We start from the raw sequence: 22,750 nt of genomic DNA on the forward strand, positions 1-22,750 counted from the left end.
CTCATGAATTGGGGCGGCGCTTTGCGAATGCTCCAGCCCCCTCCGCAGAAGATGGTCACTTCAGCTTGCGGGAAATGCCACCACAGCTCTCGCGCACGATGAGATCCCCGTGGAGCAGATGAGTGCGCGTTTCCAACGACCGGTTCGCAAGGCGATCAAGCAGGATCGTCATGGCCTTTTCGCCGATATGTTGCCGGGGTTGGCGAATTGTCGTCAATCCGGGCGTGAAATTGTTGGCAAAGGGAATGTCGTCGAAACCAAGCACGGAGAAATCTTCCGGGACGCGGTAGCCACGCAGTTGAAGCGCCGAGATGACCCCGATGGCGGTGTTGTCGTTGAAACAGAAGAAAGCGGTTGGCAGGTCGTCCTTGATGAACAGCCGTTCGACGGCGGCGCGCCCGCTCTCGCTGGAGCCGTCGCCCTCCACGCGCCAGTCGCGCAGTGCCTCGGGTGATTCTCTCAACCCTTGCAGATATCCGGAATGGCGAAGATCGCTACGGATGTCGGCTGGCCCGCCGGAAATATAGGTGATCCGCCGGTGCCCCAGGGAGATCAGATATTCGGTCGCCACCTTGGAGGCCGCGACATCATCCACGCCGACGTAGCTGATTTCGGGGTTCGAGACCGGACGCTCGGTCGCAACGATCGGCGGCAGGTTGATGAGCGGTGTTTGTGGCTGCCCGGCAACCGGAATATGCCCTGTCAGCAAGACAAGCCCGTCGGCCATGCCCGTCGACAGGAAACGCAGGTAGTTCTGCTCCAGTCCGCTGGTACCTTCGGTGTTGCCGATGAGAACACCATAACCACGGTCGTTTGCCGCTTTTTCCAGCCCTGTCAGAATGCCGGCAAAGTTTGGATCAGCAATGGAAGACGCCAGCACCAGCACCATCTGCGAGCGCTGCATGCGCAGGTTCTGCGCCATGGCATTGGCGGTGTAACCGGTTCGGGCAATAGCGGCCGTAACCTTCTTGCGCGTGCTCTCGGCAACCTTCTCCGGCGAGCGCAAGGCCCTGCTGACGGTCGCGATGGAAACGCCCGCCAGTTTCGCAACGTCTTCAATGGTCGCCGGCCGCTCGCCCGGTTCGCTCATTTTCTATTTCCAGACATGCTGCGGTGCGGCCTCGTGGTAAGTCCATGAATCGCAACGCCATCTACGCTGTATAGAACGCATTGCACATAATGAAAAGGTTTACAGAGGCCAATGTAAAGGTTTACACGATCCATGAAAACGTTTACATCAAACGCATGGTGCCATTGAGGAAGAGGGCTTTGGCGCCTTGGGAGGAACAAGAATGAGCGTGGACACCACTGCTCCGGCAGCGGTCATCGAGGCCGTGAACATCAGCAAATCCTTTGGGCCGGTTCCCGTGCTGTTCAGTGTCAGCATGGACGTCCGCCCTGGCGAGGTTCATGCCCTGATCGGCGAGAACGGCGCCGGCAAGTCGACGCTGATGAAAATCCTCTCCGGTTTTCACGATCCGACCTCCGGCCAGATCCGTCTCGACGGCAAGCAGACCGACCTGCCCGCCAACGGCGGCGCAGAGAAACTCGGCGTCGTGCTGATCCACCAGGAGCTCAATCTCGCCGAACAGATGACGGTAGAGGAAAACGTGTTCCTCGGCCGCGAGATCAAATCCAACGGCTTTCTGGACAAGGCGGCCATGCAGGCAACCGTCCGGAAGTATCTGGACGAGATCGGCCTCGACATTTCCCCCACCGACCGCATTTCCGACCTTACCATCGCCCAGAAGCAGATGGTCGAGATCGTCAAGGCCGTCAGTCGGAACGCCCGCATCCTGATCATGGACGAACCAACCGCCGTTCTGACCGAGGAGGAAACACAGGTTTTCTTCCGTCAGGTGGAAAAGCTGAAAGAAAGCGGCGTCGGCATCGTTTTCGTTTCGCACAAGCTCAACGAGGTGAAGGAGATTGCCGACCGCGTCACCATCCTGCGTGACGGTCAGTGGATCGACACGCGTGCCTCCAGCGACCTGACCCCGGACATGATGGCCCAGATGATGGTTGGACGGGAGCTTTCCGATCTCTACCCGCCCATGCATGAGGCAGACGTCGATGCGGAGCTCGTTCTGGAAGTCCAGAACCTGTGTGCGCCGTCCGTCGACAACGTCAGCTTCAGCCTGCGCAAGGGCGAGATATTGGGCTTTTCGGGTCTGATCGGCTCCGGCAGGACCGCAGTCTTCGAGACGATTTGCGGCCTTGCGCCGTTTGAAGCAGGAACGATCAGGCTTTTTGGACGCGACACCGGCCCCATGACCGTCGCGCAGGCACGGGACCTTGGTTTGGCCTATCTCACCAAGGACCGGAAAGAAAAAGGACTGCTTCTCGAAAAGAAGATGCGGCCAAACCTGACCCTGTTCGCCCTGCCGAAATTCGTCCGCAATTTCGGTCTCGACAGCAAGGCGGAAGAAGACGCGCTCAACCGTGCGATCCGCCGCTTCGACGTTCGGGCCCGCGACAAGGAAATCACGGTCGGCAAGCTGTCGGGCGGCAACCAGCAGAAGCTGCTGCTCGCCAAGATCATGGAATGCGATCCGAAGATCGTCATCATCGATGAACCGACCCGGGGTATCGATGTCGGCACGAAACAACAGATCTACCACTTCATCGCAGCCCTTGCCGCCGAAGGGGTTTCGGTCGTGGTCATCTCTTCGGAGATGCCGGAAATCATCGGTATTTGCCATCGGGTGGTGGTTATGCGCGAAGGCCATATCACCGGCGTTCTGACCGGCGATCACATCAACGAAAACGAAATCATGCGCTACGCCGCCGGGCTGAAACGGGAGGAACTCCATTGACCATGATGACCGCGTCTGACGATACAGCGGCCAAGCCGGCCAAGAGGTCTTCCATAGACTTCAAGACGATTGGCCCCGCAGTTGCCCTTCTGATCCTTTGCATCATCGGCTTTCTGCTGAACCCTGCCTTCGTCAGCGAAGGCAATCTGACCAACCTTCTGACCCGCTCTGCCTTCATCGGCATAATTGCTGTCGGGGCGACCTTCGTCATCACCGCCGGCGGCATCGATCTGTCTGTAGGGTCCATGGCGGCAGCCATTTCTGGTGTCATGATCATCATCATGAACAACGCCGTCGAGACCATGGGCAGCGGCGTTCCGACAGTTCTGCTCGGCTGCGGCCTAGCCATCGTGCTGGGCATCGGGGCCGGCTGGGTGAACGGTGCCCTGACCACCAAGGGCAAGATTGAAGCCTTCATCGTAACGCTCGGCACCATGGGCATCTATCGCTCGCTGGTGACCTACTTTGCCGATGGCGGCACCCTGTCGCTCAACTTCGATATTCGCGGAACCTACAGGCCTGTCTATTACGACACGTTTCTGGGCCTGCCCTTCCCTGTCTGGGTGTTCATCGCGGTTGCCATCTGCGGCTGGCTGCTGCTGAACCGCACCGCGTTCGGCCGCTATTGCACGGCCATCGGTTCGAACGAGGCTGTCGCCAGATATTCGGCGATCAACGTGGACCGTGTGAAGACGCTTACCTATGTCATCCAAGGCCTGTGCGTTTCCTTTGCCACCATCATTTACGTGCCCCGACTCGGCTCGGCGTCCGCGTCCACCGGCGTGTTGTGGGAACTTGAGGCGATCGCCGCGGTCATCATCGGCGGTACGGTCCTGAAGGGTGGGTATGGCCGGATCGGTGGCACCATCCTTGGTGCGCTCATTCTCACCACCATCGGCAACATTTTGAACTTCACCGATGTGATCTCGAATTACCTGAATGGAACCATGCAGGGCCTGATCATCATCGTCGCAGTGTTTCTTCAGCGCAGTGACTGGAAGCTCCGCAAGAGCAAGTAAGCCCCTGAGCTGATTTCAACCGAACCGGGACCCGTCCCCAATTCAAATACCGGATCGCACCGGACGGGAGAGGTGCGTCCAGATGGCAGCATTGAAGGAGGAAGCAATGCTCATGAAGAAAGCTTTGGGAGTGATCGCGGTAACCGGTGCGCTGGCCTTTGCGGGCGCTGCGGTTGCACAGGAAAAAATCAAGATCGGCGTCAGCTATCCGACCCCGACCCATGCCTGGGCAGCCGGCATGAACTGGCACGCGGAACAAGCGGAAAAGCGGCTTGAGGCGCTTTATCCGGATGTCGATCTCATCCTGGTGAACTCGCCGGATCCGGAAGCACAGGCAAGTGCCCTGGAAGACCTGGTCTCCGTTCACCAGATCAAAGCCCTGGTGGTTCTGCCGTTCGAATCCGAACCGCTGACCGACCCGGTGCTGAACGTCAAGAAATCCGGTGCATGGATCACGGTCGTCGACCGCGGCCTCAGCCAGCCGGGCATCGAAGACCTTTATGTGGCCGGCAACAACCCGGAACTGGGCCGTGTTTCCGCCCAGTACATGAAGACCCGTCTGAAGGACGGCGACAACATCGTCATCCTGCGCGGTATTCCGACGGTCATCGACAATGAGCGCTTCGACGCGTTCATGGCCGAGATTGAAGGCTCCGGCATCAACGTGCTCGACCACAAGCACGCCAACTGGAACCGCGACGACGGCTTTGAAGTGATGCAGGACTTCCTGTCCCGCTTCCCGGACATCGACGCGGTCTGGGCCCAGGACGACGACATCGCCATTGGCGTGGTTGCCGCCCTGAAACAGGCTGGCCGTGACGGCGACGGCATGTTCGTCGTTGGCGGTGCCGGCATGAAGGAAACCATCAAGGCAATCATGGACGGCGACACCCTTATTCCGGTCGACGTTCTCTATCCGCCGGCGATGATCGCCACCGCAATGGACCAGACGGTTGCCGCCTTCAAGTCCAACGGTCCGGTTGCTGGCCGCTACATTCTCGGTGCGACGCTGATCACGCCGGAAAATGCTGAAAACTACTACTTCCCGGATTCGCCCTTCTAAGGCTTCGGGACGTAGCAGGCCGGGGTCTTTCGCGATGGGACCCCGGCCCTTTCCACCTCACCTTCCCCGATTTCTGGAGAATGTCATGAAAACAATAAAGGGTCCGGCGTTGTTTCTCGCCCAGTTTGCGGGGGACGAAGCGCCGTTCAATTCCTGGGCGTCGATCACGAAATGGGCCGCGGACTGCGGCTATCTTGGCGTTCAGGTACCCAGTTGGGACAGCAGGCTGATCGACCTTGAAAAGGCCGCCAGTTCCAAGACCTATTGCGACGAATTCATTGGAACGGCGCGCGAGAACGGTGTCGAGATCACCGAGCTTTCGACCCACTTGCAGGGCCAGCTCGTTGCCGCGCACCCGGCCTATGACACGGCTTTCGACGGCTTTGCCGCGCCGCATGTCCATGGCAATCCTGCTGCCCGTCAGGCCTGGGCGGTCGACCAGGTCAAACTGGCCCTGGCCGCAAGCCGCAATCTCGGCATTTCAGCCCACGCCACCTTTTCCGGCGCGCTTGCCTGGCCCTATGTCTATCCGTGGCCGCAGCGCCCTGCCGGACTGATCGAAACCGCATTTGACGAACTTGCCAGACGCTGGCGTCCGATCCTCGACTATGCCGAGGAAATGGGGGTTGATGTCTGTTACGAAATTCACCCGGGTGAGGATCTGCATGACGGCATCACCTTCGAGATGTTCCTGGAGCGCGTCAACGGTCACGACCGCTGCAAGATGCTCTACGATCCGTCCCATTATGTGCTGCAGTGCCTGGATTATCTGGACAATATCGACATCTACAAAGACCGGATCGGCATGTTCCACGTCAAGGATGCGGAGTTCAACCCGACCGGACGTCAGGGTGTTTATGGCGGCTACCAGTCGTGGGTTGACCGCGCCGGCCGCTTCCGCTCCCTTGGCGATGGTCAGGTCGATTTCGGAGCCGTCTTTTCCAAGATGGCCGCGAATGATTTCGATGGCTGGGCCGTGGTTGAGTGGGAATGCTGCCTGAAGCACCCTGAAGACGGGGCTCGGGAAGGCGCGGACTTCGTAAAGGCTCACATCATCCGCGTGACCGAAAAGGCCTTTGACGATTTTGCCGACGGCGGCAGTGACGAGGCAGCCAACCGGAAGATGCTGGGGATCAACTAGAGTTTTGACTTCGACGAGGCAACAATTGAACGGGTCGGCGACGACGCTCGCCACCTCTCACTCTCGTCATGAGGAGGACCGCCCGGTCCGTTTCGAAGGGTGGGCTGCAATTTTGAAAACAAGTGGCCCCTCCCTCGAAAAAGCGCATCCGCGCTTCCTCAGCATGGGGTTTCTATGTATGTAAACAACGCGTGTAATCGATTACAGCGCGCGGCACGATAGAACAGAAACAGTTTCAGGAGGAGCGATATGGCCATCGAAGGAAAAGACACCGTGCAGACGCGCCCGATCCGGCTCGGCATGGTCGGCGGCGGCAAGGATGCCTTTATCGGCGCCGTTCACCGAATTGCCGCGCGCATCGACGGCGCCTACGACCTGGTGGCGGGGGCCCTGTCTTCCACCCCGGAGAAAGCTCTTGAATCTGGCCGCGCGCTCGGCCTCAAGGAAGATCGCATCTATGGCTCTTTCGAGGAAATGGCCAAGCGTGAAGCCCGGCTGAAAGACGGCATAGAAGCCGTTGCGATCGTGACGCCGAACCACATGCACTATCCCGCGGCGAAGGAATTCCTGAAACGCGGGATCCATGTCATCTGCGACAAGCCTCTGACTTCGACCCTGGCCGATGCCAAGAAATTCGTGAAGGCTGCGGAAAGCTCCGATGCCCTCTTCTTCCTGACCCACAACTACACCGGTTATCCGATGGTTCGGCAGGCACGCGAGATGGTGGCCAGTGGCGACCTTGGCACGATCCGCGTCGTTCAGGTGGAGTATCCCCAGGACTGGCTGACGGTGGAACAGCACAACAAGCAGGCTGATTGGCGTACCGACCCTGCGCGCACGGGCCTTGGCGGCTCCACGGGCGATATCGGCACTCACGCCTATAATCTTGCCTGCTTCATCACAGGCCAGTCGGCGGAAAGCCTTGCAGCCGACCTGCAGTCCTTCGTTCCGGGCCGTCAGGTGGATGACAACGGCCACGTGATGCTGCGCTACGCCAGCGGCGCGCGCGGCATGCTGTGGTGTTCGCAGGTGGCACCGGGCAACGAGAACAATCTCAAGATCCGGATCTATGGCGACAAGGCCGGGCTCGAGTGGCACCAGGAAGACCCGAACTATCTCCACTACACGCCTTTCGGAAAGCCGAAGCAGCTGCTGACACGGGGTGGTGCGGGCATGCTCGACAGCATCGCCTCGGCCACACGTGTGCCGCCAGGACATCCGGAAGGCTATCTGGAAGGCTTCGCCAACCTCTACAAGGACGCTGCCGATGCCATCCGTGCCCACCAGTCCGGCAAGGACGCCAGCTCTCTGGTTCCGGGAATCACAGACGGGCTTGCCGGCGTGCGCTTTGTCGACGCCTGCGTCCGCTCTTCGGCGAAAAACGCTGCCTGGGTGAAGCTGGACGGATAGTCTTGCCCATCGTCGCACTTCACGAAGCCCGGGCCCTGTTGCCCGGGCTTTTGTCGTTTTCAGGGCAGCTCCCTCGAGAAAGCAGGGCCACAGAACAACATCCTTGCCGCTCTCGGCAATTCCACACGGTGGTGTGTACTGTACCCTGGATCTTGACTTGGAGCGGGAGGACCAATGGCGAGCCACATACCTTCCTCGTTGCCCCATGGCTTGACCGTGGTTTCCATGCCGATTCCTGACCTCTGTCACGCCTCCCGGAAATGGCCCCGCATCGGCGTGGATTGCCGGATCAGGTCCGGGAACGACGAAGGAAAGATGCAATCCAGATCGTTATTTTTTTCATTATTACAGATACTTACCTATCCCGTTCGCACCGCACAACGCTACTCGCTTTACAAAAGTAATAAAGTATTACTTAATGATTTTTGTGAGGAGAATATACCTTGTGGAGGAGACCCTATGAAACTCAAGGCAATGCTTATTGCCGGGGCAATGTCGTTTGTCCCGATGACCGCCATGGCTGCCGATCTGACCATCGGTTTTTCGCAGATCGGATCTGAATCCGGTTGGCGTGCAGCTGAAACAACTGTCACCAAGCAGGAAGCTGAAAAGCGCGGCATTGATCTGAAATTCGCCGATGCCCAGCAGAAGCAGGAAAACCAGATCAAGGCGATCCGGTCCTTCATCGCACAGGGTGTCGATGCGATCCTGCTCGCTCCTGTGGTTGCCACCGGTTGGGACGAAGTCCTGGAAGAAGCCAAGGATGCAGAGATCCCGGTCGTGCTGCTTGACCGGACTGTCGACGCACCGGAAGATCTCTACATGACCGCCGTCACGTCGGACCTTGTTCACGAAGGCAGCGTCGCCGGCCAGTGGCTGGTTGATGAAACTGCCGGCGAGAAGTGCGACATCGTCGAACTTCAGGGAACAACCGGTTCCAGCCCCGCCATCGACCGCAAGAAGGGTTTCGAGCAGGCGATTTCCGGTCATGACAATCTGAACATTGTCCGCAGCCAGACCGGCGACTTCACCCGAAGCCAGGGCAAGGTCGTCATGGAAAGCTTCCTGAAGGCCGTTGGCGGCGCCAACATCTGTGCCCTTTATGCTCACAACGACGACATGGCTGTCGGTGCCATCCAGGCGATCAAGGAAGCCGGCCTGAAGCCCGGTGAGGACATCAAGATCGTCTCGATCGACAGTGTTCCGGACATCCACCTGGCGATGGCAAACGGCGAAGCCAATGCCACGATCGAACTGACCCCGAACATGGCTGGCCCGGCGCTGGACGCGCTTGAAGCCTTCCTTGCAGATGGCACGATGCCGCCGAAGTGGATCCAGACCGAGTCCAAACTCTACACGCTCAAAGATGATAACATGGCCATCTACGAGATGAAGAAAGACCTGGGATACTAAGAACGATCCCGATGCCGGGTGGCCTGCCGCCCGGCATCTCAAGGTTCAGGAAGTCCGACTTCGGGGGAAGCCGATACATGGCGAGCGTAACCGACCCTGTGCTCGAATGCCGGGGCATATCCAAATTCTTTCCGGGAGCCATAGCGCTGGATGCAGTGGACCTGACCCTTTATCCGGGTGAAGTGCATGCGCTGCTCGGCGAAAACGGGGCCGGAAAATCCACCCTGATCAAATGCCTGACCGGCGCCTATCGGCGCGATGCCGGCACCATCCTCCTGAACAACCGGGAAATCTCGCCCAACAGCACTCAGGACAGCCAGAAACTGGGTATCGGCACCGTCTACCAGGAAGTGAACCTGCTACCGAACCTGACCGTTGCGGAGAACCTTTTTCTCGGCCGTCAGCCGATGTGGCACGGGTTCATTTCCCAGCGCAAGATGATGAAGATGGCGCGGGACCTGCTTGCCGAATTCGGCCTCTCCGTCAATCCGGCCGAACCGCTGTCGGCCTATTCCGTCGCCGTACAACAGGTGGTCGCGATTGCCCGCGCCGTCGAGCTTTCCGGCAAGGTTCTGATCCTTGACGAACCGACAGCCAGCCTCGACCGGGACGAAGTCGACCTTGTTTTTTCGGTCATTGAAAAACTGAAGGCGCGTGGCCTTGCCATTGTCTTCATCACGCATTTTCTCGACCAGGTGTTCGAGATCTCCGACCGGGCAACAGTGCTGAGAAACGGCCGTGTGGTTGGCACCCGTCAGCTTGCAGACGCAACCCAGACCGAGATCGTGACGCTGATGCTCGGCCGGCAGCTGGAAGATCGCATCCACGACCGCGCCCCGTCGGCAACCGGCGACACATTGATCGAGCTGACGAACTTCGGCAAACGCGGCATGATCACGCCGTTTGACCTGACCGTGCGCAAGGGCGAAGTCGTCGGCCTTGCCGGGCTTCTGGGGTCCGGACGTACCGAAACTGCCGAAATCATCTTTGGTGCCGTGCAGGCTGACCAGGGCGAAGCGCTGCTGGAAGGCAAGAAGGTCACCATCAAGAACCCGCGTGAGGCCGTCGCGCACCGGTTTGCGCTCTGTCCGGAAGACCGGAAGAGCGACGGTATCGTCGGCGATCTTTCCGTACGGGAGAACATCATTCTGGCTCTGCAGGCCCGCCAGGGCTGGTTCCGGCCACTACCGAAAGCAAAGGTCAATGAACTGGCGGAAGCCTATGTCAAGGCCCTCGACATTCGCCTCGCCAGCCTGGACATGCCAATCCGCCTGCTTTCTGGCGGTAACCAGCAGAAGGCACTGCTGGCAAGATGGCTGGCGACCAATCCGGCCTTCCTGATCCTGGATGAACCGACACGCGGCATTGATGTCGGCGCCCACGCGGAAATCATCGCCCTTATCGAGAAGCTGCGCGAAGACGGCATGGCGCTTCTTGTGGCCTCGTCCGAACTGGAGGAGCTCGTCGCCTATTCCACCAGGGTGATCGTGCTGCGTGACCGGCGTCAGGTTTGCGAACTTGCCGGTGACGACATCACGACTTCCAACATTGTCGCGGCCATTGCCGACGAACCCATGGCGGAGGCCGTTTGATGACCGCACATGTTCACAACACCCTCCGTCGGATCACCCCGCAGCTGATCATCCTGGCTGCCGTTCTGATGCTGAACTTCATGGTATTCCCGGATTTCTTCCGGATAGAATTCCAGAACGGGCGCCTCTTCGGCAATCTGATTGACGTGCTCAATCGTGCCGCGCCAACCGCCCTTCTGTGTATCGGCATGACACTGGTCATCGCGACCAGAGGCATCGATCTGTCGGTTGGTGCTGTCATGGCAATTGCCGGTGCGGTTGCCGCTTCCCTTGCCGTGGATGGACATGGCTGGCACGTCGCCCTTACCGGTGCGCTTGCCGTCGGTGCGATCTGCGGCCTGTGGAACGGCGTGCTGGTTGCTGTCCTGCGCATTCAGCCGATCGTCGCAACGCTTGTGCTGATGGTGGCCGGCCGGGGCATTGCCCAGTTGGTGACGGAGGGAACGATCCTGACCTTCCTGGATCCCGGCCTCATCCACCTGGGCGCCGGCACGATCCTGGGCATTCCGACCCCGATCCTGATCTGGATCGGGCTTGGGCTCGCGGTTGCGGCAGTCGTCCGCAAGACCGCGCTTGGCATGCTGATCGAGGCAATCGGCATCAACGAGAGCTCTTCGCGCCTTGCGGGCATCAACAGCCGTGTGCTGATCATCTCGGTCTATCTGATTTCCGGTGTCTGCGCGGCCCTGGCCGGTGTCATCGTCGCGGCGGACATCAAGGGGGCAGACGCCAACAATGCCGGTCTCTGGCTGGAACTTGATGCCATCCTTGCGGTGGTCATTGGTGGCAACTCGCTGCTTGGCGGGCGTTTTTCGATCATGGCGTCACTGCTCGGAGCCCTGATCATCCAGTCGGTCAATTCGGTGATCCTGCTGTCCGGCATGCCGCCTGAATTCAACCTGGTCATCAAGGCACTTATCATCATCGCGATCCTGGTCATCCAGTCTCCGACCGTGAAACACGCGCTTTACATCTTGCGGGCTTCCGCGGAGCCCCAGCCGTCCGACCCCATCAAGGAAGCGAAAGAAAGCCCGCAATGATCCGCTCCACTCATCTGCCGCTTCTGATCACCATCGCGACTTTCGTGCTGGCCTACACGCTGTGCGCGTCGCAATACCCGGCGATGCTGTCGACACGGGTCGTCGCGAACCTTCTGACAGACAACGCCTTTCTTGGAATAGCCGCCGTCGGCATGACCTTCGTGATCCTTTCGGGGGGTATCGATCTTTCGGTCGGCTCGGTGATCGCCTTTACCGGCGTCTTTCTGGCTGTGATCCTGAGGGATACCTCGATCCATCCGCTGGTCGCCTTTGTCCTGGTACTGGCGATCACCATTTCCTTCGGCGCGGCGATGGGGGCGATGATCCACTATCTGGAGATGCCGCCCTTCATCGTCACGCTGGCAGGCATGTTCCTGGCCCGCGGCGCGGCCTATGTGCTGTCGACCGACAGCGTGCCGATCACCCATGAGTTCTACGACACACTGCAGTCGCTTTACTGGAAGGCTCCGGGCGGTGGACGTTTCCGGCTCACCGGCATGATCATGCTGCTGACCTTCCTCGTCGGGATCATCGTCGCTCACCGCACCCGCTTCGGCCAGAATGTCTATGCACTTGGCGGCGGGCTGTCGACAGCCCGGCTGATGGGCGTGCCCCTGGCAAGAACCACCATCGGAATCTACGCCACGTCAGGCGGCCTTGCCGGACTAGCCGGGATCATCTTCTCTCTCTACACGTCCGCCGGCTATTCACTGGCAACGGTCGGGGTCGAACTCGACGCCATCGCGGCGGTGGTGATCGGCGGCACATTGCTTACCGGCGGCACTGGTTTTGTCGCAGGCACATTCTTTGGCATTTTGATCATGGGGTTGATACAAACCTTTATCGTGTTCGACGGAACGCTTTCGAGCTGGTGGACAAAGATCGTGATCGGCGGTTTGCTCTTCGGCTTCATCTTGCTTCAGAAGGGACTCACTTGGGCAACGACACTGCGCAGAAAACCAGCGACAGAGTTCGCCGCGCAATCATGACCTTCGTCGCCACCGGCGGGTTGGGAAGCCAGATCGGAAACCATACCGATCAGGTTGTCGAGCAACTGGGAAGAGCCATCGTTGCAGGTGAGTATCCGCCGGAAACGATGATCCCCCTGGACCCGGACATTTCGGAAATGTTCGACGTCTCGCGCACGGTGGTGCGGGAAGCGAAGAAGACGCTGATCGCAAAAGGCCTGATCCAGTCGAAAGCCAAGGTTGGAACCCATGTCCGGCCCGCATCCGAATGGAACATGTTCGATCCGGACGTCCTGCGCTGGCACGCTGCGCTCAACAACCAGCGTCCGTTTCTGGAAGACCTGTTCGAGATCCGCCTGATCTTCGAACCGGCGGCGGCAGGCAGCGCCGCCAAGCGCGCAACCGATGCGGAATGCGTGACCCTGTCCAAACTCTGCGACAACCTTGCCAGCGGCAAGGACAGGGCTGCCGTGGCCGTGGCCGATCTGGAGTTTCACAAGATGATTCTGAAGCTCTCCGGCAATCGCTTCCTGCAATCGCTTGGAGATCTTGTTCAGGCCGCGCTCTACTCCCTCTTCATTGCCGAGGCCAACGAGCGCAACGACCAGGAAACCTACGAGTTCGTCGAGCGTCACCGCGCCATCGTCACGGCCATCAAGGCCGGAGACGCGAAGGCCGCTCATGACGCCATGGTCGCCGTCATCCTGGCCGGCCGGAAGATCGAACTGAATATCTGAGGCTTCAAACTTGAAAAAACGCCTCATCCTGAGGAGCGCACTTGTGCGCGTCTCGAAGGATGGGCCACTTGTTCAGAGCAAGGTGCCCATCCTTCGAGACGGACCTGAAGGTCCTCCTCAGGATGAGGTCGTCATTTGATCGCCCACCCGGCTCAGCTGGCCGGCAGCAGGTCGTCCGGCAGGTTCTGGTAGCAGACCGGGCGCAGGAAGCGCCGGATAGCCATCGTGCCGACGGAGGTGGCGCCGAAGTTGGTCGATGCCGGGTAAGGCCCACCGTGAACCATGCTGTCGGCAACTTCCACACCGGTCGGGAAGCCGTTGGCAAGCACGCGGCCTGCCTTGCGCTCCAGCACCGGCATCAGCTTGCGGGCAAGGTCCTTGTCGCCGGCATCCATCTGCAACGTGCAGGTGAGCTGGCCTTCCAGGCTCTTGGCGATTTCCAGAAGCTGTGCTTCATCCTTCACGCGGACCACGATGCCGAGCGGGCCGAAGACTTCCTCGCCCAGTTCCTCGTTGGCCAGCCAGTTGTCGCCAGTGGTCTCGAAGACGTAAGGCGCGGCTTCACGGGTCTCGCAGGACGTGCCGATCAGTTCGCGGACACCGCTGGAAGCGGCAACCCGCTTGGAACCGGACCGGTAGGCGGCCGCAATTCCGTCTGTCAGCATGGTCTGCTTGCCAATGCCGCCGAGGGCTTCTGTTGCTGTCGCAACGAAGGCGTCCGCATCCGGACCTTCGAGCACCAGGATAACGCCCGGGTTGGTGCAGAACTGGCCAGCACCCATTGTCAGCGATCCGGCCCAGCCCTTTGCAATTGCCTCGCCGCGAGCGGAGAGCGCCTCGGGAAGCAGGAACATCGGGTTGACCGAACCAAGTTCACCAAAGAACGGGATCGGCACCGGGCGCTGTGCGCACATGTCGAACAGGGCACGGCCGCCACGCAGGGAGCCAGTGAAACCGACGGCGGTGATCAGCGGGTGCTGAACAAGCGCCTGGCCAACCTCGAAACCATTGCCCTGGATGAAGGAGAAGACACCCGGATGCAGGCCGCAGGACTTGATGGCTGCGGCGATCGCCTCGGCGACGATCTCACCGGTGCCCGGATGGGCCGGGTGGCCACGGACGACCACGGGGCAGCCGGCAGCCAGAGCCGATGCCGTATCTCCGCCGGCGGTCGAGAATGCCAGCGGGAAGTTGGAAGCACCAAAGACCGCGACCGGTCCGATCGGGCGCTGGACCAGCTTCAGGTCCGGGCGCGGCAGAGGCTGACGGTCCGGCAGAGCTTCGTCATGACGCTTGTCGAGATAATCGCCTTTCAGAATATGCGAGGCAAACAGGCGCAACTGGCCGGTGGTGCGACCACGCTCGCCCTGAAGACGCGCTTCCGGCAAACCGGTTTCGGAAGTGCCGATCTCGGTGATGGCGTCCGCACGGGCTTCAATCTCGTCTGCAATGGCATTGAGGAATTTCGCCCGCTCTTCACTGCTGGAATAACCATAGCTCCAGAAGGCTTCTTCCGCTGCGCGGCAGGCCGCGTCCACCTGGTCGGCGGTACCGACGGAAAAAGCGTGAGACGCGCCATGCGCCGGTTCGGAGGTGAATGTTGCATCGCCAGCAACCCATTGCCCTGCAACAAGCTGCTTTCCGTGAGGCATAAAAGTCATGTCAAACCTTCTGGTTTTGAAGATGGATCAGAATTCGAACGGATCAGTGATGACGCGCCGCCCAAGAGAAAAGGCGTCGCACACATGGATCAACGGCGAGAGATCGACGTCGCTCGTGCCCGATTTCACCAGATCCGCCATACGGACGTAGAGGTTGGCATATTCATGGTTCGCCCCCTGTATAACGGGCTCACCGTCGATTTCCAGCTTCTCACCGCCAAGTGACAGCTTTGCGGCGCCCCGGTCGGTTTCAACGTCGATGTCCCATGTCTGGGGTCCTTCCTGACGCCAGTCGAAATCGGCGGACATTTCCGCACCAACCGGATCTGCGAAGGTCAGCCCGGCGGCAATCGGCGTTGCCCGGTTCTCCGGAAACTCCAGCGTCGCACCGGTGAGGTGAACCGGATAGGGAAGAACTTCGGTCAGGATCGAGAGCGCATTGATGCCTGGATCGAAGACCCCCATGCCACCCGGCTCCCAGATCCATTCCTGGCCGGGATGCCAACGGCGAACATCTTCCTTCCAGGTGATCTTGAGCCGTTTCAACGTGCGTTCGGCAAGGAATGCCTTCAGCGCCGGCACGCTGTCGGCGTAGCGGGAGTGCCAGGTGGCGAACAACGTCACCCCGTGTTCCCTTGCAAGTGCCTCCAGCGCATAGCATTCGGCCAGGCTCTGACCCGGCGGCTTTTCCAGCATCACATGCTTGCCGGCCTTCAAGGCCTTGGCCGCATACTCGAACCGAGGTTGCGGCGGAATGGCGAGCGAGACCGTGGTGATATCCGGCCGCTTTTCCAGAAGCTCGTCGATCGTCTGGAAGTGATCGATCCCGTCAACGCCGGCGTGACGGCTGACCGCCGCCTCCAGCTGCCAGTCCGGATTACCGGCAATTGCCGGAATGTGCTGATCGCGGGCAATCTTGCCGATGCCCACCAGCGCCAGTTTTTCTGCCATCAATGTGAATCCTTCGGCACTGCGGAACCGCGACAGCCTTTCAGGAAGTCGAAATCGGCGCCGGTGTCGGCACCCTGGACGTGGTCATGGAACAGACGGGCGTAGCCGCTGTCCGGAACATGGTGCGACGGCTTCCATGCTGCAAGCCGTGCGGACAATTCCTGTTCGGAAATGTCGAGATGGATTGTCCGGTTCGCAACATCCAGTTCGATCATGTCGCCGTCTTTCACCACAGCCAGCGGTCCACCGGCAGCCGCCTCCGGAGAGGTATGCAGGACAACGGTGCCATAAGCCGTGCCGGACATGCGCGCATCCGAAATGCGGACCATGTCGGTAATGCCTTTCTTCAGCACCTTGGGCGGCAAGCCCATGTTGCCGACTTCCGACATGCCCGGATACCCCTTGGGGCCGCAGTTTTTCAGCACCATGACGCAGGTTTCGTCGATGTCGAGGGTGTCGTCGTTGATCTTGGCCTTGTAGTCATCGATATCCTCAAAGACCACTGCCCTGCCCTTGTGCTGCATCAGATGCGGCGACGCGGCAGACGGTTTCAGGACAGCGCCATTGGGTGCAAGGTTGCCCTTCAGAATCGCGATACCACCCTGGCTGGTCAGCGCCTTATCCGCCGGCAGGATGACATCCTCGTTCCAGTTCTTCACGTCCTTGACCTGGTCCCACATGGTCTCGCCGGAAACGGTGATGGCATCCTTGTTGAGCATGCCCGCCTCGCCGAGGCGCTTGATCACCACCGGCAGACCACCTGCATAGAAGAACTCTTCCATCAGGTATTTGCCGGAGGGCATCAGGTTGACGATGGTCGGAATGTCCCGACCTGCCTTGTCCCAATCATCAAGCGAGAGGTCTATGCCGACACGGCCGGCGATGGCCAGCAGGTGGATGACAGCATTCGTCGATCCGCCAATGGCGCCATTGGTGCGGATGGCGTTCTCGAAGGCTTCCCGGGTCAGGATATCGGACGGTTTCAGATCGTCCTTCACCATCTGCACGATCCGCCGGCCGGAGAGATGCGCCATCACCCGGCGGCGGCTGTCGACAGCCGGGATGGCGGCATTGCCGGACAGCGCCATGCCGAGCGCCTCGGCCATAGAGGCCATGGTGGATGCCGTGCCCATAGTGTTGCAGCTGCCTGGGGACCGGCTCATGGCGGCCTCGGCCTCCAGAAACTCCTCCTGGGTCATTTCCCCAGCCTTCACCGCCTCGGAGAATTTCCAGAGGTGCGTGCCGGATCCGACCCGTTCGCCCTGGAACCAGCCGTTCAGCATTGGGCCGCCGGTGACGACAATTGCCGGAATATCGACGGAGGCTGCGCCCATCAGCAAAGAAGGCGTGGTCTTGTCGCAGCCAACCAGCAAGACGACACCATCCAGTGGTGCTCCGCGGATCGCCTCTTCCACATCCATGCTGGCAAGGTTGCGAAACATCATCGCGGTCGGACGCAGCGTGCTCTCGCCGGTCGAGAACACGGGGAACTCCACCGGAAAGCCGCCGGCCTCGTAGATCCCGTGTTTGACGCGCTCCGCCAGATCGCGCAGATGCGCGTTGCAGGGCGTGAGTTGAGACCAGGTGTTGCAGATGCCAATAACCGGGCGACCATCGAAGAGGTCGTCCGGCAGACCCTGGTTCTTCATCCAGCTGCGGTGATAGATGTGGTCACGGCTGGTGCCGCCGAACCATTCGGTCGACCGCAGTTTGCGCGGCCATTTCGCCGGTTTGAATGCCATGATCTAAAGAACCTTCACTTGAGCCGCCCCGGCTTCCGCAGCCTTGAAAGCCAAGCGGTTTTTCAGGGGAACGCCGAACCCCGGCGCGGAAATCTCGACCTCGTCCCCTTCCCGGCAGCCAATGCCATCGGCGAAGGAAAGCGTTGCCGTGCCGAACATGTGTACGTGCAGATCGCCCGGCTGGCGGAAAACGTCATACTTGAAATGATGGTGTTCCAGGTTCGCCAGCGTGTGGGACATGTTGCCTTCGCCCGACAGGAATGGCTTTTCCCAAAGCACTGCGCCGTCACGGTAGATCCGGCTGGTACCTTCAACCTTCTCCGGAAGCGAACCGACCATCAGCTCCGGCCCGAAGGAGGCCGGACGCAGCTTGGAATGTGCCAGGTACAGATAGTTCTGGCGCTCCATCACGTGATCGGAGAACTCGTTGGCGAGCGCGAAGCCGACACGGAACGGCGTTCCGTCCTCGGCAATAACATATACCCCGGCAATCTCCGGTTCCTCGCCGCCATCCTCGCAGAAACCGGGACTGACAAGATCACCGCCCGGCGCCACCGCGCAGGAACCGTTGCCCTTGTAGAACCATTCCGGCTGGACGCCGACATGACCCGGCTGCGGCCGACCGCCTTCAAGGCCGAGCTGGAACATCTTCATGCTGTCCGTGACGTTGGCATCGTCGTTCTTCGCCTTGGCGTGCATGGCGTCACGAGTTGCCGCGGACCCCAGGTGCGTCAGCCCTGTGCCGGTCAGATGCATATGGGCTGCGTCCGGGTGATCGATCGGCAGCAGCAACCGGCCTTCGGAGGCCAGCTGTTCCAGGTCGACCGCCGCACCAAGTTCATGTCCTCGGATGCATTCGGTCAGGCTCTGGCCTTTTGCGATGGCTTCCTGAACCAGCTCGTAGGTGGAGGCAACTCCCTTCAGGACAGAAGCTTCGCTGCCGTTGCGGACGACCACGGCACGTTTGCCGGCATCATCCAGGATCTGGGAAATCAGCATAGCGTTACCCCTGTTTGTTCTTGTTGTAGACGTCGAAAATTACGGCTGCGAGCAGCACGAGGCCCTTGATCATCTGCTGGTAGTCGATACCGATGCCCATGATCGACATGCCGTTGTTGAGCACGCCCATGAGGAAAGCCCCGACAACCGCGCCAATGATGGTGCCGACCCCGCCGGACATGGACGCCCCGCCGATGAAGACGGCCGCAATCACGTCCAGTTCCAATGCGAAGCCGGCCTTGGGCGTTGCGGTGTTGAGACGTGCAGCGAATACGAGACCCGCGGCAGCAGCCAGAACGCCCATGTTGGTGAAAGCCAGGAAGGTCAGTCGTTCGGTCTTGATACCGGACAGTTTGGCAGCCTTCTGGTTGCCGCCGAGTGCGTAGATCCGACGGCCGACCGTCGTCGTTTCGGTGATGAAGGCATAGATGATCGTAAGGACGCCCATGGTGATGAGCACATTCGGCAGGCCGCGGAACAGGGACAGCTTGAACATCACGAACACCAGTGCGGCAGCAATGATCACGTTGCGGGCGACAAAGAAGCTCGTCGGCTCATCCTCGATGCCGTAGGCCTTGTTCTGTGCCCGCTGGCGCATGCCGATCCAGACCACAAGGGCTGCGGCCACAACACCGGTTGCGAGCGCAAGAACATTGACCTTGCGAGCTCCGAAGAGATCCGCCAGTGCTTCCCCCATGCCGGCCGGGAACATGTCCGGTACGAAACCGGTGGCAATGATCTGGAATTCCTTCGGGAACGGCCCCACCGACTGACCTTCGAGAAGCCAGAGCGACAGGCCGCGGAAGACGAGCATGCCTGCCAGCGTCACGATGAACGACGGTATCTTCCAATAGGCGACCCAATACCCCTGGGCAGCGCCGATCAGTCCGCCGATGGCCAGGCAGACGATCATCGTGATGTACGGCGATTGGCCGTAGTTGACGATCATGACCGCGGCGAGCGCCCCGATGAAGCCCATCACCGAACCGACCGACAGGTCGATGTTGCCCGAGACGATAACGATCAGCATGCCGAGCGCCATGATGATGATGTAGGAGTTCTGCAGCAGCAGGTTGGTGATGTTCACCGCACGCAGCAGCGTGCCGTCGGTAACCACCTCGAAGAAGGCCATCACCGCAATCAGCGCGAACAGCAGTCCGTATTGCCGCAAATGCGAGGAGATATACTCGCCGATGCCCTTGGTCTTCACGACCGGCGTCGCATTGGTGTCGCTATCAGCCAGTTCCATGGGTTTTTCTCTCACTCGTTGACAATGAGCGACATGATGCGCTCCTGGCTCGCATCGCCGGCGGCAAGTTCACCGACGAGAGCCCCTTCGTTCATGACGTAGACCCGGTCGCACATGCCGAGCAGTTCCGGCATTTCCGACGAGATCATGACCACGCCTTTGCCCTGCGCGGCGAGGTCGTTGATGATGGTGTAGATTTCGTATTTGGCGCCGACGTCGATGCCGCGGGTCGGCTCGTCCAGGATCAGCACTTCCGGCGCGGTGAACAGCCATTTGGCCAGCACCACCTTCTGCTGATTGCCTCCGGAAAGGTTGACCGTTTTCTGGAACACCGACGGCGTGCGGATCGCCAGCGCTTCCCGGTATCTCTCGGCAACGCGGGTTTCCTCGTTGCGCTTGAGGATGGGCCCGGAGGAAACGCCGTTCAGGTTGGCGAGCGTCGTGTTGAACCGGATCGTCTCGTCCAGAACCAGTCCGAGGGCCTTGCGGTCTTCGGTGACGTAGGAGATGCCGGCTGCAATTGCCCGATCCACGGTGCTGACATCAATCGGCTGGCCCTTGAGCTTCACCGATCCGCTGATGTTACGGCCATAGGACCGGCCGAAGATGGACATGGCCAGTTCGGTCCGACCCGATCCCATCAGTCCGGCAATGCCGACGACCTCGCCTGCCCGGACATTGAAGGAAGCGTTCTTGATCACGCGCCGTTCGGAATGCTCGGGATGCCAGACGGACCAGTCCGTGACTTCCATCAGGACATCGCCCGGGGTTCGGCTGTGCTCCGGGAACCGGTGCGTCATGTCCCGACCGACCATGTCGCGAACGATATCGTCCTCGCTCAAGCCTGCCTTGGCGTCGAGGTTCGACACGGTCATGCCGTCACGGATCACCGTAACGCTGTCCGCGACATATCGGACTTCGTTGAGCTTGTGCGAGATGATGATGCTGGTGACGCCCTGCGCCTTGAGTTCCAGCATGAGATCAAGCAGCTTGCGGCTGTCGTTTTCCTGCAGTGCCGCGGTCGGCTCGTCCAGGATCAACAGCTTGACGTCCTTCGACAAAGCCTTTGCAATTTCGACGAGCTGCTGCTTGCCGACGCCGATGGAGTCGACCTTGGTCGTCGGGGGCTCCGAAAGACCGACCTTGGCGAGCAGTTCTTCTGTCCGCTGGTTGGTTTTCCGCCAGTCGATCACGCCCTTGCTGGCGCATTCGTTGCCCAGGAAGATGTTTTCGGCAATCGAAAGCTGCGGCACCAGGGCAAGTTCCTGGTGAATGATGATGATGCCCTGCTTTTCACTGTCCGATATGCCGGAGAACCGGGCCGGTTCGCCTTCAAAAATAATCTCGCCGTCATATTGACCGTGCGGATAGACGCCGGACAGAACCTTCATCAGTGTGGATTTGCCTGCGCCATTCTCGCCGACGACGGCGTGAATTTCGCCCTTCTGGACATCCAGGTTGACCCGGTCCAGCGCCTTCACGCCGGGAAAGGTCTTGCTGATGTTCTGCATGGAAAGGAGTGCCATCGACCCCGTTCTCCGAATTCCGAGGAAAGACCCGCCCACCGAGCCGGACAATCAGGGTCCGGGTCCATTCCGCTCTTCCAGGACTGCGAGGAAGAGCGGAATTGCCGTGTCGATGGGTGGTAAGTGCTGCCGGACCAGCGGAAGATCAATCGGATGGGATCGATCCTCCTGAAGCTGATCACGTCCAAAGTGCCGGAGCATCCGGTGGTGAGCGCTCAGTTGAACGCAGGATGCTCCGGGGTGTTGTCGTTCTTATTTGACCTGGTCTGCAGTGTAGTAACCGCTGCCGATCAGGATCTCTTCCCAGTTGCTGGCGTCGACGGAAACCGGCTCCAGCAGGTAGGACGGAACAACCTTCACACCGTTGTCGTAGGTGGTGGTGTCGTTGATTTCCGGCTCGCCGCCACCCAGCAGGGCATCAACCATGCCGACAGTGACACGGGCAAGTTCACGGGTATCCTTGAAAACGGTCGAGTACTGCTCGCCGGCCAGGATCGACTTCACGGACGGGACTTCGGCGTCCTGACCGGTGACGATCGGCATCTTCAGATCGCCGGAACCGTAGCCGACACCCTTGAGAGAAGACAGGATGCCGATGGACAGGCCGTCATACGGGCTGAGAGCGCCGTGCAGCTGCTTGTCGGTGTAGTGAGCGGACAACAGGTTATCCATGCGAGACTGTGCAACTGCACCGTCCCAACGCAGCGTGCCGACGGTATCCATCCCCATCTGGCCGGACTGGATGACGATCGTGCCATCGTCGATCAGCGGCTGCAGAACGGACATCGCACCGTCGTAGAAGAAATAGGCGTTGTTATCGTCCGGAGAACCGCCAAAGAGTTCGACATTGTAGGGGCCGTCGCCGAACCGCTCTTTCAGGCCGTTCACGAGAGACGTTGCCTGCTGCACGCCGACCTTGAAGTTGTCGAAAGTCGCGTAATAGTCGACGTCGCCGCTGTCACGGATCAGGCGGTCGTAGGCGATGACCTTGATGCCGGATGCTGCCGCATTTTCAAGAGCGTTGGAAAGCGTGGTGCCGTCGATGGCGGCGATCACCAGAACGTCCACACCCTTGGTGATCATGTTTTCGATCTGGGCGAGCTGGTTCGGAATATCGTCTTCTGCGTACTGCAGGTCTGCTTCATAGCCGGCTTCGGTGAACTGCTCGACCATGGAATTGCCGTCGGAGATCCAGCGTGCCGAAGATTTCGTCGGCATGGCGATGCCGATGGAGCCTTTGTCCTGGGCCATTGCCGCGCCGGTCAGCGCCACGCCGGACATAAGGGTTGCTGCTGCCGCTACCGCGACAAGCGCCTTGGAAACAAATTTCATATCGTCCTCCCGGACCGGATCCCAGCCGGCCCAATTCAGTCACAGGCATTCACGGGTTGATGCCGGGGAGTACAAAATGGAAAAGTAACAT

The 22,750-nt window shown here is 60.0% G+C and carries 18 protein-coding genes; 10 read left to right on the forward strand and 8 right to left on the reverse strand.

What is annotated here, in order from left to right:
• Window positions 1-55: 55 nt before the first annotated feature.
• Window positions 56-1,090, reverse strand: a complete 1,035-nt coding sequence (locus FIV03_RS26150; protein WP_152511525.1) for a LacI family DNA-binding transcriptional regulator — start codon at window positions 1,088-1,090, stop codon at window positions 56-58.
• Between the two features lie 202 nt (window positions 1,091-1,292).
• Between FIV03_RS26150 and FIV03_RS26155 the strand changes: the two genes are divergently transcribed.
• The 10 genes from FIV03_RS26155 to FIV03_RS26200 all read left to right on the forward strand — a co-directional run bounded on the left by FIV03_RS26155 (window position 1,293) and on the right by FIV03_RS26200 (window position 13,199).
• Window positions 1,293-2,816 (forward strand): sugar ABC transporter ATP-binding protein, encoded by a 1,524-nt coding sequence (locus FIV03_RS26155; protein ID WP_152511526.1) that lies wholly within the window; start codon window positions 1,293-1,295, stop codon window positions 2,814-2,816.
• A gap of 2 nt (window positions 2,817-2,818) precedes the next feature.
• Window positions 2,819-3,835: an ABC transporter permease gene (locus tag FIV03_RS26160; protein ID WP_022999996.1), complete on the forward strand. Its 1,017-nt coding sequence runs from the start codon at window positions 2,819-2,821 to the stop codon at window positions 3,833-3,835.
• Window positions 3,836-3,941: 106 nt separating this feature from the next.
• On the forward strand, window positions 3,942-4,898 hold the full coding sequence (locus tag FIV03_RS26165) for a substrate-binding domain-containing protein (protein WP_031268970.1): 957 nt from the start codon (window positions 3,942-3,944) through the stop codon (window positions 4,896-4,898).
• Window positions 4,899-4,983: 85 nt separating this feature from the next.
• Window positions 4,984-6,039: a sugar phosphate isomerase/epimerase gene (locus FIV03_RS26170; RefSeq protein ID WP_152511527.1), complete on the forward strand. Its 1,056-nt coding sequence runs from the start codon at window positions 4,984-4,986 to the stop codon at window positions 6,037-6,039.
• Between the two features lie 249 nt (window positions 6,040-6,288).
• Window positions 6,289-7,449 (forward strand): Gfo/Idh/MocA family oxidoreductase, encoded by a 1,161-nt coding sequence (locus tag FIV03_RS26175; RefSeq protein ID WP_022999993.1) that lies wholly within the window; start codon window positions 6,289-6,291, stop codon window positions 7,447-7,449.
• 459 nt (window positions 7,450-7,908) lie between these two features.
• A complete protein-coding gene (gene ytfQ, locus FIV03_RS26180; protein WP_152511528.1) occupies window positions 7,909-8,862 on the forward strand; it encodes a galactofuranose ABC transporter, galactofuranose-binding protein YtfQ in 954 nt (317 codons plus the stop codon).
• Window positions 8,863-8,939: 77 nt separating this feature from the next.
• On the forward strand, window positions 8,940-10,454 hold the full coding sequence (locus tag FIV03_RS26185; protein ID WP_152511529.1) for a sugar ABC transporter ATP-binding protein: 1,515 nt from the start codon (window positions 8,940-8,942) through the stop codon (window positions 10,452-10,454).
• Window positions 10,454-11,494 (forward strand): ABC transporter permease, encoded by a 1,041-nt coding sequence (locus tag FIV03_RS26190; RefSeq protein ID WP_152511530.1) that lies wholly within the window; start codon window positions 10,454-10,456, stop codon window positions 11,492-11,494. The genes FIV03_RS26185 and FIV03_RS26190 overlap by 1 nt, the downstream gene beginning before the upstream one ends.
• A complete protein-coding gene (yjfF, locus tag FIV03_RS26195; RefSeq protein ID WP_055659490.1) occupies window positions 11,494-12,483 on the forward strand; it encodes a galactofuranose ABC transporter, permease protein YjfF in 990 nt (329 codons plus the stop codon). Before FIV03_RS26190 ends, yjfF begins: the two co-directional genes overlap by 1 nt.
• The gene (locus tag FIV03_RS26200; protein WP_209009797.1) at window positions 12,429-13,199 is read left to right on the forward strand and encodes a FadR/GntR family transcriptional regulator; all 771 of its coding nucleotides are present in this window, start codon (window positions 12,429-12,431) and stop codon (window positions 13,197-13,199) included. Before yjfF ends, FIV03_RS26200 begins: the two co-directional genes overlap by 55 nt.
• Before the next feature lie 152 nt (window positions 13,200-13,351).
• Here FIV03_RS26200 and FIV03_RS26205 read toward each other — a convergent pair whose 3' ends face one another.
• From FIV03_RS26205 to chvE, 7 genes are all read right to left on the reverse strand, one after another.
• A complete protein-coding gene (locus FIV03_RS26205) occupies window positions 13,352-14,860 on the reverse strand; it encodes an aldehyde dehydrogenase (NADP(+)) (RefSeq protein ID WP_152511531.1) in 1,509 nt (502 codons plus the stop codon).
• 27 nt (window positions 14,861-14,887) lie between these two features.
• Window positions 14,888-15,811, reverse strand: coding sequence for a Gfo/Idh/MocA family oxidoreductase (locus FIV03_RS26210; RefSeq protein ID WP_152511532.1), 924 nt, complete (start codon window positions 15,809-15,811; stop codon window positions 14,888-14,890).
• Complete coding sequence (araD, locus tag FIV03_RS26215) at window positions 15,811-17,553, reverse strand: L-arabinonate dehydratase (protein ID WP_152511533.1); 1,743 nt, start codon at window positions 17,551-17,553, stop codon at window positions 15,811-15,813. Before araD ends, FIV03_RS26210 begins: the two co-directional genes overlap by 1 nt.
• 3 nt (window positions 17,554-17,556) lie before the next feature.
• Window positions 17,557-18,552, reverse strand: a complete 996-nt coding sequence (gene araD1 / locus FIV03_RS26220; protein ID WP_152511534.1) for an AraD1 family protein — start codon at window positions 18,550-18,552, stop codon at window positions 17,557-17,559.
• Between the two features lie 4 nt (window positions 18,553-18,556).
• The gene (mmsB, locus tag FIV03_RS26225) at window positions 18,557-19,801 is read right to left on the reverse strand and encodes a multiple monosaccharide ABC transporter permease (protein WP_152511535.1); all 1,245 of its coding nucleotides are present in this window, start codon (window positions 19,799-19,801) and stop codon (window positions 18,557-18,559) included.
• A gap of 11 nt (window positions 19,802-19,812) precedes the next feature.
• Complete coding sequence (gene mmsA, locus FIV03_RS26230) at window positions 19,813-21,327, reverse strand: multiple monosaccharide ABC transporter ATP-binding protein (RefSeq protein ID WP_152511536.1); 1,515 nt, start codon at window positions 21,325-21,327, stop codon at window positions 19,813-19,815.
• A 252-nt stretch (window positions 21,328-21,579) separates the two neighbouring features.
• The gene (gene chvE / locus FIV03_RS26235; RefSeq protein WP_022999981.1) at window positions 21,580-22,659 is read right to left on the reverse strand and encodes a multiple monosaccharide ABC transporter substrate-binding protein; all 1,080 of its coding nucleotides are present in this window, start codon (window positions 22,657-22,659) and stop codon (window positions 21,580-21,582) included.
• Window positions 22,660-22,750: the final 91 nt, after the last annotated feature.

Source organism: Labrenzia sp. THAF187b, from assembly GCF_009363375.1.
In the GTDB taxonomy this organism is placed as follows: Bacteria; Pseudomonadota; Alphaproteobacteria; order Rhizobiales; family Stappiaceae; genus Roseibium; species Roseibium algicola.